This window comes from Mycobacterium fragae, from assembly GCF_002102185.1.
Classification (GTDB): domain Bacteria; phylum Actinomycetota; class Actinomycetes; order Mycobacteriales; family Mycobacteriaceae; genus Mycobacterium; species Mycobacterium fragae.
Genome location: NZ_LQOW01000027.1, coordinates 96602 through 109529 on the forward strand (window position 1 = coordinate 96602; position 12928 = coordinate 109529).

The 12928-nt window shown below is 66.2% G+C and carries 9 protein-coding genes; 4 read left to right on the forward strand and 5 right to left on the reverse strand.

The features are described from left to right. Positions 1–28: 28 nt before the first annotated feature. The 5 genes from fadD4 to AWC06_RS16745 form a co-directional block, all read right to left on the reverse strand. A complete protein-coding gene (gene fadD4, locus AWC06_RS16725) occupies positions 29–1558 on the reverse strand; it encodes a fatty-acid--CoA ligase FadD4 (protein WP_085199130.1) in 1530 nt (509 codons plus the stop codon). 34 nt (positions 1559–1592) lie between these two features. Further along, the gene (locus AWC06_RS16730; protein WP_085199131.1) at positions 1593–2876 is read right to left on the reverse strand and encodes a sodium:proton exchanger; all 1284 of its coding nucleotides are present in this window, start codon (positions 2874–2876) and stop codon (positions 1593–1595) included. Positions 2877–3051: 175 nt separating this feature from the next. Beyond that, complete coding sequence (locus AWC06_RS16735) at positions 3052–4881, reverse strand: phosphoenolpyruvate carboxykinase (GTP) (protein WP_085199145.1); 1830 nt, start codon at positions 4879–4881, stop codon at positions 3052–3054. Positions 4882–5005: 124 nt separating this feature from the next. Continuing rightward, positions 5006–6526, reverse strand: coding sequence for a hypothetical protein (locus tag AWC06_RS16740; protein WP_085199132.1), 1521 nt, complete (start codon positions 6524–6526; stop codon positions 5006–5008). Next, positions 6523–7485, reverse strand: coding sequence for a hypothetical protein (locus AWC06_RS16745; protein ID WP_085199133.1), 963 nt, complete (start codon positions 7483–7485; stop codon positions 6523–6525). The genes AWC06_RS16740 and AWC06_RS16745 overlap by 4 nt, the downstream gene beginning before the upstream one ends. Positions 7486–7598: 113 nt before the next feature. Here AWC06_RS16745 and AWC06_RS16750 point away from each other — a divergent pair, with 113 nt between their 5' ends. From AWC06_RS16750 to mmpL3, 4 genes are all read left to right on the forward strand, one after another. Then, positions 7599–8783 (forward strand): RNA-guided endonuclease InsQ/TnpB family protein, encoded by a 1185-nt coding sequence (locus AWC06_RS16750; protein ID WP_085199134.1) that lies wholly within the window; start codon positions 7599–7601, stop codon positions 8781–8783. Positions 8784–8976: 193 nt separating this feature from the next. Next, entirely contained in the window at positions 8977–9753 is a 777-nt protein-coding gene (gene trmB, locus AWC06_RS16755; RefSeq protein WP_085199135.1) for a tRNA (guanosine(46)-N7)-methyltransferase TrmB, read from the forward strand. Then, the gene (locus AWC06_RS16760) at positions 9750–10448 is read left to right on the forward strand and encodes an NYN domain-containing protein (protein WP_085199136.1); all 699 of its coding nucleotides are present in this window, start codon (positions 9750–9752) and stop codon (positions 10446–10448) included. Before trmB ends, AWC06_RS16760 begins: the two co-directional genes overlap by 4 nt. Before the next feature lie 61 nt (positions 10449–10509). Further along, positions 10510–12928: trehalose monomycolate exporter MmpL3 (mmpL3, locus tag AWC06_RS16765; protein WP_085199146.1), on the forward strand; the 2419-nt coding region annotated here is incomplete at its 3' end.

Consider the following 12928-nt stretch of genomic DNA (forward strand, 5'->3'; position numbering starts at 1 on the left):
GGCTCCGACACGTCGACGATGCGCAGTGTCACACCGAATACTTCTCGACCAGTTCGTTCTTGAACAGCTTGCCGGTGTCGGTGCGCGGCAGCTGCGCTTCGAACGAGATCGACCGCGGGCACTTGTAGTGCGCCAAGCGGTCTCGCAGCCAGCCGAGCAGCTCGTCGGCGAATTCGTCGGTGGCGTCCGCCGGGTCGACGGTCTGCACCACCGCCTTGACGCTCTGACCCATCTCCTCATCGGGAATGCCGAACACCGCCGCGTCGAGCACCTTCGGATGAGTGACCAGGAGGTTCTCGGCCTCCTGCGGATAGATGTTGACCCCACCGGAAATGATCATGTGGTGACGGCGATCAGTCAGGTATAGGTAGCCCTCGTCGTCGACATAGCCGATGTCGCCGACAGTCGCCCAACCGTGTTTGTCATGGGAGGCCGCGGTTTTCGCCGCGTCGTTGAGGTACTCGAAAGCGAATCCGCCCTCGAAGTAGATCTCCCCCGGCTGGCCTGGCGGCAGCTCGTTGCCGTCCTCGTCGAGGATGTGTAGCTGGCACATCATCGGCTTTCCGACCGAGCCAGGATGCGCCAGCCACTCCTCGGCGCTGATCAACGTGGACCCGATGGCTTCCGAGGAAGCGTAGTACTCGTCGACGATCGGCCCCCACCAGTCGATCATCTGCTTCTTGATCTCGACCGGGCAGGGAGCGGCCGCGTGCATCACCCGCTGCAGGCTGGAAAGGTCATACGAATTACGCACTGACTCGGGAAGTTTCAGCATCCGGGTAAACATGGCCGGGACGAACTGCCCATGTGTGACCCGGTGGCGCTGGATGGCATCAAGGCAGCCCTCGGGATCGAACTTCTCCATGACGACCGTCGTCAAACCCGCTGCCTGAATGGTCATCGACCATACCGACGGCGCAGTGTGGTACAGCGGCGCCGGACTCAGGTAGACCGAGTCGGGATTCATCCAGAAGCCGACCAGCGCCGACATCATCCCCGGCGCCTCGGCCGGCGGGACGTGTGGCAGCTCTCGTTTGATGCCCTTGGGCCGACCGGTCGTGCCGGACGAGTATTGCAGCAGATCGCCCTCGAGTTCGTTGTCGATAGGTGTATCCGGCTGGTCGGCAACGCATTCCGGGTAGCGCAGCCAACCGTCGAGATCGGCCTCTCCCTGATCGCAAGCGATCATCAGCACGTCAGGCAGGCCGGCAGGCAGATGCTCGGCCAGGTTTTCGCAAGTCTTGCGCAGCGCGGCCGAGCCGATGATCGCCTTCGCCGAGCTGTTGTCGACGATGTAGGCCGCCTCGGGCGCGGTCAGATGAGTGTTGATCGGCACGTAGTACAGTCCGCTGCGCCGGGCAGCCCACATGACCGCATGGATGTGCTCGTTGTTTTCCATCAAAATCGCGACGGCGTCGCCTTCAGCCAGACCGGCCCTCCGGAAGTAGTGCGCTAGCCGGTTGGCGCGGGCTTCCAGATCCTCGAACGTGACCACCGTCCCGGACGGATAGAGAATGACAGCGGGCTTGTCAGCGCCGAGATGCTCGCGGATCTGCATGCGCAGACTGTACCGCCGCCAAACTTGACACGTGTCAAGGGGTCGCGTGACTGGCGGCTAACTGGTGCGGATGCCCGCCGTGCAGCTTGGCCCGACCGGCGAACGGCGCCAACAGAGTTGGCACCAGGTGGCGGCGATTGCGCACAAGCGCCACCGCGGCCACGGCCGCATAGGCCGCGCTGAGCAGCATCCGGCCCTCGGTCGAGGTGATCGGGAATTGCAGCAGGAACAGCCCGAGCAGCATCCATGCCGCCCAGCGGTGGAACCGCAGGCCGAGTAGCAGGGCCACGCCCATCATGGTCTGCACGGCGGTGAGCACCATTTCCTCGATCTGGCGGCCGTCCAGCTGTAGCGACGTGCCGCCACCGCCGAGCACAAACGCCACCGGCAACGAGCCCACCAGCAACGTCCATTGGTTCACCTTCGACGAGATCAACGTCGCGATCGCGACCGCGCCCTTGCCCCGCGCGGCGAAGATGATCGCGATGATGAACTCCGGCGCCTCCGACGCCAGCGGGGCCAGCCACTGCACCAGGAGGAAGCGGTCGATACCGAGCTGGACTCCGGCGTCGATCAGGTTCTCGGCGAACGGTTTTGCGCATGCCACGATCACCGACGCAGCGCCGACGAACAGCGCCGCCACCGCGATGCGGCGAACCCGGTCGGGAAGTGCGCCCAGTGCCGCGGCGGTGCCGACCAGCTCGGGCTCCTCGACGTCGCCGCGGCTCAGCTTGTACAGGTAGAAACCGAACCAGGCCAGCAGTGCCACGCCGAAGACGAGGTGGATGCGGCCGGTCGCCGGTACGACGAACGCGACGATGCCGGCGATCATCAGAAAACCGACCTCCACTCGGTTGCTGGCGTCCAGCACGAGTTCGCGGACCTTACCGCCGCCGGTCTTGCGCGCCACCAGCATGCTGACCAGCACGACGACCGGCCACCCGATGCCCATCAGCAGCCTGTTCGATCCGGTCATGTTCGCGGCGGCGTACTGGGTGTAAGCGGGGGTATGGCCGGCGGCGAAGGCGTAATAGAGGTCCACCGCGTATTCGGGCAGAACGGCGATGACGCCCAGCACGGCGATCGCCATGCCGCCGGACACGTCGAGCTGGGCTGCCTCGGCGGCCCAGGCCAGCAGGAAGCTGGCCGCCACGACAGCCGCCCCGTACACGATCAAGCCGAGAACCGGAGTGAGGTGCAGGCCGGCGACGAGCACCACCAGGGCCGGGCAGATGATGGCGCCGGTGATGGACAGCGAGCGGATCAGCGTCCGCGACGGCACGGCTGAGGGAACGAGCCGGGGCAGCGTGCTCGTCATGGTCCCCCTTCAGTCGTCTGCACCGTTGAAGCTGAAGGTACCCACTTGAGCGGCATCCAGCAACATAGCCTGTCTACTAAAAAGTAGACGATAGCAACTCAAATTTGCTGGTCAGACTCGTCGCAAACGAGGATTCGGTAAGCCGATGTTACCGATTCGGCTACCCTGGACGCGACTAGTCGGCCTCGGCCAGCCGGTGCTTGAGCGCGTCGAACTCGTCCTTGACGCCGGTCGGCAGCGTTTCGCCGACGAACTCGAACCACTCCTCGATCATCGGCAGTTCCTGGCGCCATTCGCTCGCGTCGACGGCCAAGGCCTTGTCCACGTCGGCGGGCTCGACGTCCAGACCGTCCAGGTTGATGTCCTCGGCAGAGGGAACAATGCCGATTGCAGTGTCCCGGCCGCCGGCCGTGCCCTCGATGCGGTCGATGATCCACTTCAGCACCCGGCTGTTCTCGCCGAAGCCCGGCCACAGGAATTTGCCGTCCTCGCCGCGGCGGAACCAGTTGACGAAGAACACCTTCGGCAGCTTGGACTCGTCGGAGTTCTTGCCCAGGTCGAGCCAATGCTGGAAGTAGTCGCCGACGTTGTAGCCGCAGAACGGCAGCATGGCCATCGGGTCACGGCGCACGGTGCCGACCTTGCCCTCGGCGGCCGCCGTCTGTTCACTGCCCATCGTCGCGCCCATGAACACCCCGTGCTGCCAGTCACGGGCCTGCGTCACCAGCGGCACGGTGGTCTTGCGGCGGGCGCCGAACAGGATTGCCGAAATCGGCACACCCTGCGGATCGTCCCACTCGGGTGCCAGGATCGGGCACTGCGACATCGGTGTGCAGTAGCGCGAATTGGGATGCGCGGCTTTGGTTTCCGTCTCGCGAATAATCCAGTCCTGACCCTTCCAGTCGATCAGGTGATCCGGTTCGCCCTCCAGTCCTTCCCACCACACGTCGTTGTCGTCGGTCAGCGCGACGTTGGTGAACACCGTGTTGCCCGCGGCGATGGTGCGCATGGCGTTGGGGTTGGACTTCCAGTTGGTGCCCGGCGCGACCCCGAAGAAGCCGGCCTCCGGGTTGACCGCGTAGAGCCTGCCGTCCTTGCCGAACCGCATCCAGGCGATGTCGTCGCCGAGCGTTTCGGCGCGCCAGCCCGGGATCGTCGGCTGGATCATCGCCAGGTTGGTCTTGCCGCACGCCGACGGGAACGCCGCCGCGATGTAGTACGCCTTGTTCTCCGGTGAGATCAGCTTGAGGATCAGCATGTGCTCGGCCAGCCAGCCCTCGTCGTGGGCCATCGCCGAGGCGATCCGCAGCGAGTAGCACTTTTTGCCCAGCAGCGCGTTGCCGCCGTAACCCGAGCCATAGCTCCAGATTTCGCGGGTTTCCGGGAAGTGGGTGATGTATTTGGTGTCATTGCACGGCCAGGGCACGTCCTTTTGGCCCGGCTCCAGCGGAGCGCCGACCGAATGCAGGCACTTGACGAAAAACCCGTCGTCGCCGAGCTTCTCCAGCGCGGCCTTGCCCATCCGGGTCATCACCTTCATCGAGACGACGACATATTCGGAGTCGGTGATCTCGACGCCCAGCTTGGGGTCCTCGGCGCCCAGCGGGCCCATGCAGAACGGCACCACCCACATGGTGCGGCCCCGCATGCATCCGCGGTACAGGTCGGTCATGATCGAGCGCATCTCGGCCGGCTCCATCCAGTTGTTGGTCGGACCGGCGCCGCTTTCTTTCTCCGTGCAGATGAACGTGCGGGACTCGACGCGCGCGACGTCGGAGGGGTCGGAAAGCGCGAGGTAGGAGTTGGGGTGCTTCTTCTCGTTCAGCTTCTTGAAGGTACCGGCCTCAACCAGCTGCTGGGCCAGCCGCTGCCACTCTTCATCGGACCCATCCGCGAACACCACCCGGTCCGGCTCGGTGAGCTCGGCGACCTCCGCCACCCAGGACAGCAGGCCCTGGTGGTTTGTCGGCGCGGTATCCAGACCGGGAACGGTCGCTGACGTCATCGAAATCTCCTGCATCCCTGTGTACGTTTTTGCTCGGCTAATCTTCGGTAGTCCTTAACACAGGTTATCGCGGGTCGTATACCCAAAGGGCTCGGGCGTGTATCAGCTCACTCACAGGAACGATTCAGATCGCCTCATCTGCCACAGCTGACGCCGTCTCGGTTGGGCGCTCGCCGCGGTCGGTTTCGGATTCCGTCGGTTCCGCCGGTTCACCGAGCTCGGCCCGCACCGCCTCGAGTGCGGCCTGCAGTGTCGGCATCTCCCTGGCCCGCAGTGCCGCGGCCCGCGCCCCGACGGCGGCATGCTCACGCAGCTCGGTGTCGATGGCTCTGATCTGCTCGGCGGCCCGCGCGCTCTCGGTCTCGTCTTGCTCGCTCAGAGCGGCGGACAGCGACGACTCGGCAGCCAGCACTCGTGTCGCGACCACCTGCTCGAGCGCGGACCGCAATGACGCGGTCGCCTCACCCGCCCAGCGGTCGAGCACTGCCCGATCGCGCAGCAGCCCGCGGGTGCCGACCACCCAAACGGTGACCGCCAGCCCGATCGCCACGCAGGCCACAACTCCGGCAACGGTCAGCCCGGGGGCCAGATCGGCGACCAACCGGCTGAGCGTCAATGCCACGCCGAGCCCGAAACCGGCGCCCACCAGCATCATCAGCCGGGTTTCCAGCCGCCGTGATTTCAGCGGTGGAGCGGGGATGTCGATTTTGGGCAGTGCGGCGGGGGCGGGCGGGTCGACGGCAAGTCCGAGCACCTGCGCGACGTCCGCCAGATGCGCCGCGCTGCCCTGGTCCACCTCGGCGACCACTTCATCGATGCGACCGCGCGCGTAGGCCTCGAACGCCGGCAGCTTGCGCCGGGTCAGGGCGGCCGTGTCCTCCTGCAGCTCGGAGCGCACCGAGGCGCAGCGGTTGCGGGCGAAGTAGGAGAGCTGAACTCGGGCCTGCTGGATTTGGCTCCGCAGCGCGATGGTGCGCTCAGATTTGGCCAGCCGTCGCTGCCGCAGCACGCTGCTGCGCTGCTCACCCAGCGCCTCGATCCGCGCCTGGCGTCCGGCCCCCTCCGCGTCACGGTTGTACCGGTCCGCGACGGTTTGTAATCGGGATTCCCACGCCCGCAACCTATTTCGTCGTGCGATGTCCGGGTCACCGAGTTGTTCTCCGATAACGGCGATCAGGTCGTCGACGCGTGGTTCGCCCCGTTCTGGCATGGCCGCGACGCCCACCCAGGGCACATCCCGGTAGCGCGGCGCGTGTGCCTCCAGGGCCTCGCGGTCGGCGCTGAGCACGTCGCGCCAGTTGCGATGTATGTCGATCTTGGACACAACGCCGATGACGACGTCGGTGTCGGCGGTTGCGGCATCGAGCAGCACGCAGTCGGAGCCGGTCAGCGGGGCGGTCGCGGAGACGACGAACACCACCGCCATGGGTGCTTCGCCGGCCGGCAGATCCGTCGACTCCACGAAGGTGTGGTCGGGCAGTCGGTCACGCAACGCGTTGAGCACCCCGGTGACCCCGGCCAGCCAGGGACCGGTTACCAGCACCACATCTCGACGCTGAATGATCGGCGCGTCCAGTCGAGGTCCGATCGACCCGACCAGTGCGTCCACGCCGGCGACCGGGTCGTCCTGCGCTTTGTCGCTCACGCTGTTCCCCCGACCTTCGACCAGAGCCGTAACGAACCCCTGACGATATCCGCGCTGCAGGCGCGGTGTAGGCCCGCCACCGGCTCCCGGTCATAACGTTGCCAGCTCACCGCGCGGCGCAGACACGCGTCGGCATCGTCGCTGCGGTCGACCGGCATGCCGGCCGCCTCGACCACGTCCACCGCGGCCGCCATCCGGGCAAGCACGGTCTCCTCGCGAGATAGAAATTCGCCGGCCCGCCGGTCCGTCACGGCCAGCGTCGCCAAGTCGGCGGTGGCATCCAGCACGCGGCGGTAATACACCTGAGCGCCGACGGCACCGATCTTCTGGACGACCCGGTCGATGCCGCTGAGGTGACACAGCAGGGTGCGCGTCTCGGCGGGCGTCGCGCCCCGCCTGATCGCCGCGATGGCCGCAGCGATGCCGAACAGGTCGAGCGCGCCGACCAGCCGGCGCCGAACCTCGACCGGCACCGGATGCTCGCCCGCGACAAAGCTGTCCGGCGAGTCCAGGTCGGCCGGCCGGACGGACAGCGCCTGCAGCGCAGCCCACATGGTGTCGTCCAACGGCTCGTCGAGTGCAGCGACGGCGAGTAAGCCCACCACGGGCTCGGCGGCGACCCCGTCGAGCGCGGCGCCCGAGACGCCCGTCAGATCCGCCTTGTTCAGCACCACCAACACCGGTTGCGATGCCGCCGCGATGGCGTCGCGATCCTCGGGTTTGACCACTTCAGCGATGACGTAGACGACCAGATCGGCGTCCGGTGACGTCGTCACCGTGATGCCGAGCCGATCCAACGCATGCGCGAGGGTGCTGCGGCCCACCCCGCGACGTCCCGCTACCGCCACGTGCAGCGGCGCGCCGAGCCGATCGGCGATCGCCGCCCAGCGCGGATCTGCGACCTCGGCGGCGAATCGGTCCAGCTCATCGGCGAAAACCCGATATCCGTGTCCGCTCATCTGAACTCCTCCGGAGGGATACGCCGGAATTTATTCGCGGGAGGAACGCCGATCCTGATGTGCGCTGGCGTGTGACGGCCGTTGGTGTCGGTCGCGGCGGCTACTTTGCGGTTATGTCTCGGTTTCGGTTGTTGCCAACACCGGCTCAGCAGGTGGTGTTGGTGGAGCATTGCCGGCATGCCCGGTTTGTGTGGAATTTGGCCGTCGAGCAGCATCAGTTGTGGCAGCCAGGCCGTCGCGCCCCGGGGTATAACACGCAGTGCGCGCAGTTGACGGAGATCCGCGCCGAATACGACTGGCTGGCGGCCGGATCGCAAACCGTGCAGCAGCAAGCGCTGCGCGACTTCACCCATGCCATGCGGAACTTCTTCGCCGGAACCCATCGCCGCCCGTCGTGGCGCAAGGCCGGCGTACATGAAGGCTTCCGCCAGGTCGGGGTCAAGCCGCGCCACATCGAGAAGGTCAACCGCCGCTATGGCCGAGTGTGGGTGCCCAAGGTCGGGTGGGTACGCTTCCGCTCGACTCGGGCCATCCCCGCGGGGGTCAAGTCCTACCGCATTACCTGTGATCGAGCGGGCCGGTGGCATGTCGCGTTCGCCCACATCCCCGACCCGATCCCGGGACCAGCCGACGGCAGCGTGGTCGGCATCGACCGCGGGGTGGCCATCTCGGCGGCGCTGTCCACCGGCGAGCTGCTCCACGCCCCTGGCCTGACACCCGGTGAGCGGACCCGGCTCCGCCGCCTGCAGCAACGCCTTGCGCGAGCCCAGCGTGGCTCCAACCGTCGACAGCGCACCAAGTTGGCCATCGCGCGGCTCAAAGCCCGCGAAGCCGACCGGCGACGCGACTGGGTCGAGAAGACGACAACCGATCTGGCTCGGCGGTTCGACACCATTCGGGTGGAGGACCTCGACGTGAAAGCGATGACCCGCTCTGCGCGCGGCACCGTGGAGCAACCCGGTGTTGGGGTTGCGCAGAAGCGCGGGCTTAATCGTGCGATCAGCCTTCAAGGGTGGGGCGGGCTGGTTGCCCGACTCGACCACAAAGCCGCGGGCCGCATCCAACGGGTCCCGGCCGCGTACACCTCGCAACGATGCTCCGCCTGTGGGCACATCGCACCCGAGAACCGCAAGAGCCAAGCGGTCTTCGCGTGTGTGGCCTGTCGCGCGGGGCCGTGCCACGCCGACGTGAACGCGGCCCGCAACATCGCCGCCGGACGGGCGGTACCAGCACAGGGAGACCTCGCCGCAGGGCGGTCTATGAACTGTGAACCTCACCCTTGTTCTCCTGCCGCATAAGTAGGTAGGACCGGGTTGAAATCCCCGAACGCGGTCCGGGGAGGACGTCAAATCCCGCCCATTGTCGCCTGAAAAAAACGAACAGGGCCAAGCGCATGGTGACATCCGCGCGGTCGCGGCGCGAGCCACCACTACCACTCGAAGGCAACTGTTGGGTATCAATCTGTGCCGCCGACGGCGACATCATGGATTCATGGGTAACGATGGACGGATGCACGCACAGCCCGGGGTAGAGGCACGCCCCGACACCGGCGTGTCTGCGCAGCGCAACGCCGTCGGCTATCCCCGGACCACCAGTTTCCGGACCCGCCGTGCTGCCCTGTCGGCGGCCCAGCAGCGGACCTGGGAGCGGCTCTGGCCGGAACTCGGCACCCAGGCACGCGCCGCCGACGGGCCGGACGAACCGCTGGACATCCGCGCATGGTTCGGCCGTGAAGCCCCTTTGGTGCTCGAAATCGGCTGCGGCACAGGGACTTCGACGCTCGCGATGGCGCAAGCCGAACCGGATGTCGACGTGATCGCCGTCGAGGTGTACCGCCGGGGGCTGGCGCAGCTGCTCAGCGCCATCGAGCGGGAGAACGTCACCAACATCCGTCTGATCCGCGGCGATGCCGTCTATGTGCTGGAGAACCTGATCACTCCGGGCTCGCTGAGCGGCGTGCGGGTCTTCTTCCCCGACCCGTGGCCGAAGACCCGTCACCACAAGCGCCGACTGCTCCAGCCGGCCACGGTTGCCCTGATCGCCGAGCGCCTGGAAGCCGGCGGCGTGTTGCACGCCGCGACCGACCATCCCGGGTACGCCGAGCAGATCGCCGAGGTCGGCGATGCCGAGCCGCGACTGCGCCGGATAGATCCGGACGCCCCGTCGTTGCCGATCTCGGTGGTCCGCCCGACCACCAAATACGAGACCAAGGCGCGGCATGCGGGCAGTGCCGTCACCGACTTGCTTTGGGAAAGACGCGCATCATGAGCCTGACCGAGGAAGCGAGCACACCGTTCCCGGCACCGGAGGAGCCGCCCGGCGCCGTCGCCGGCGGCCCGGGCGCTCGCCGGGTGCTACTGGTCTGGGACGCGCCGAACCTGGACATGGGCCTGGGATCCATCCTGGGCCGTCGGCCGACTGCGCTGGAACGGCCGCGCTTCGATGCACTCGGCCGGTGGCTGCTCGCTCGCACCGCCGAGGTGGCAGCCGGCCTCGACGATGTGTCCGCGGAACCTGAGGCCACCGTGTTCACCAACATCGCGCCCGGCAGCGCCGAGGTGGTTCGACCGTGGGTGGATGCCCTGCGTAACGTGGGCTTCGCTGTTTTCGCCAAACCGAAGGTCGACGAGGACAGCGATGTCGACAGCGACATGCTGGCCCACATCGAACAGCGGCACACCGAGGGGCTGGCGGCGCTGGTGGTGGCCTCCGCCGACGGCCAGGCCTTCCGGTCGCCGCTTGAGGAAATCTCCCGCGACGGGGTACCCGTTTCGGTGCTCGGATTTCGTGAACACGCGAGTTGGGCGTTAGCGTCGGATACCTTGGAATTCGTCGACCTGGAGGACATCGCGGGTGTTTTCCGGGAGCCGCTGCCGCGAATCGGGTTGGATTCGCTGCCTGAGCAGGGGGCATGGCTGCAGCCGTTCCGGCCGCTGTCATCGCTATTGACCTCGCGTGTCTGATAACTGGATAAAAAGGCCGCGGGTCACCGAGATGGTTCAGCAGATCCAGTAAGGAGCTTACGTGTTCGCCTGGTGGGGTCGAACTGTGTACCGCTACCGGTTCGTCGTAATCGGCGTCATGGTGGCGGTGTGCCTCGGCGGCGGCATCTTCGGGCTCAGCCTGGGCAAGCACGTCACGCAAAGCGGTTTCTACGACGACAGCAGTCAGTCGGTCAAGGCGTCGGTGCTGGGTGACGACACCTACGGCCGCGACCGGACTAGTCACATTGTGGCGACGTTCACCGCACCGAAGGGCAAGACGGTCGACGACCCCGGCTGGTCGAAGAAGGTCAAAGACCAACTCAACAAATTCAAGGACGAGCACCCGGATCAGGTGCTCGGGTGGGTCGGCTACCTGGCGGCGCCCGACAGCCCGGTCGTGAAGGGCATGGCGACCCCGGACAAGAAGCACACCTTCGTGTCGATCCCGCTCAAGGGCGACAACGACGACACGATCCTCACCAACTACAAGACCATCGCACCCGACCTGCAGAAGCTCGACGGCGGCACCGTCGAACTCGCCGGCCTCGAACCGGTGGCCAGTGCATTGACCGGCACCATCGAAACCGACCAGCGACGGATGGAAGTTCTGGCGCTGCCGCTGGTGGCCGTGGTGTTGTTCCTGGTGTTCGGCGGCGTGGTCGCAGCCTGCCTGCCGGTGCTGGTCGGCGGGCTGAGTATTGCCGGCGCGCTGGGCATCATGCGGTTCATCGCGATGTTCGGCCCGGTGCACTTCTTCGCCCAACCAGTGGTGACCATGATCGGCCTCGGTATCGCCGTCGACTACGGGTTGTTCGTGGTCAGCCGGTTCCGGGAGGAGATCGCCGAGGGCTACGACAGCGAGGTTGCGGTTCGCCGCACGATGATGACCGCCGGGCGCACGGTGACGTTCTCGGCGGTGTTGATCGCCGTGTCCGCGGCCAGCATGCTGGTGTTCCCGCAGGGCTTCCTGAAATCGCTTACCTACGCCACCATCGCAGCGGTCATGCTGTCGGCGATCCTGTCGATCACGATCCTGCCCGCCGTGCTCGGCATCCTCGGCCGCAACGTCGACGCCCTCGGCGTGCGCACGCTGTTTCGGGTGCCGTTCCTGCAGAACTGGAAGATTTCCCGGGCCTACCTGAACTGGCTGGCGGACCTGCTGCAAAAGACCAAGACCCGCGAAGAGGTCGAACAGGAGTTCTGGGGCAAGCTGGTCAACCGGGTGATGAAGCGGCCGCTATGGTTCGCCATTCCCATCGTGATCGCGATGATCGTGCTGATTTTTCCGCTGTTCAATCTCAAGCTCGGCGGTTTCAGCGAAAAGTACCTGCCCCCAGACAATCCGGTGCGTCAGGCACAGGAGCATTTCGACAAGCTTTTCCCCACCTACCGCACCGAGCAGTTGACCCTGGTGATCCAGAGCACCAACCACAGCAAGGTCACCGACCAGCAGGTCGCCGAAATCCGCAGCAAGGCACCGCTTTCCGGGTTCACCGGCAAGCAGTGGGAAGAACGGCCCTGTCCGAACATCGCCGGTAATCCGTGCGTCGCAGGGCCCAATGGGACGTCGCATCCGAAGGACAGCTCGGTTCGGGTGATCCAGAACGGCTTGTCGAACTCCAACGACGCCGCCAAGAAGATCGAGGAGATGCGGGCCATCACGGCACCCAAAGGCCTCGACATCATGGTCGGGGGTACCCAGGCGCTGGTGCAGGACAGCATTCACGGCATATTCGCCAAGCTGCCGCTGATGCTGGTCATTTTGTTGAGCACCACCACGCTGTTGATGTTCCTGGCTTTCGGATCGCTGGTGCTGCCGGTGAAAGCGACGGTGATGAGCGCGTTGACGCTCGGATCGACGATGGGCATTTTGACGTGGATCTTCGTCGACGGCCACTTCGCCAAGTGGCTGAATTTCACGCCGACACCGCTGACCGCGCCGGTCATCGGTCTGATCATCGCGGTCGTCTTCGGGTTGTCGACCGACTACGAGGTGTTCCTGGTCTCCCGGATGGTCGAGGCACGGGCGCGGGGTATGTCCACCGCGGAGGCGATCCGGATCGGCACGGCGACGACGGGCCGCATCATCACCGCCGCAGCGACCGTCCTTGCCGTGGTCGCCGGCTCATTCGTGTTCTCCGACCTGGTGATGATGAAATACCTCGCGTTCGGGTTGATGGCGGCATTGTTGTTGGACGCCACCGTGATCCGGATGTTCCTGGTGCCGTCGGTCATGAAGCTGCTCGGCGACGACTGCTGGTGGGCGCCGCTGTGGATGAAGCGGCTGCAGACGCGCCTCGGGCTCGGCGAGATCCACCTGCCCGACGAACGCAAGCGGCCGGTGGTGCACGGGCGCCCGCAGCGGCCCCCCGTCCGCCGCGGCGAGCAGCCCTCCGCCGCAGCCCCGGTCCCGGCTGCCGCGAAACCACGCAAACCGCACGATCCCACCCACCGCGGCG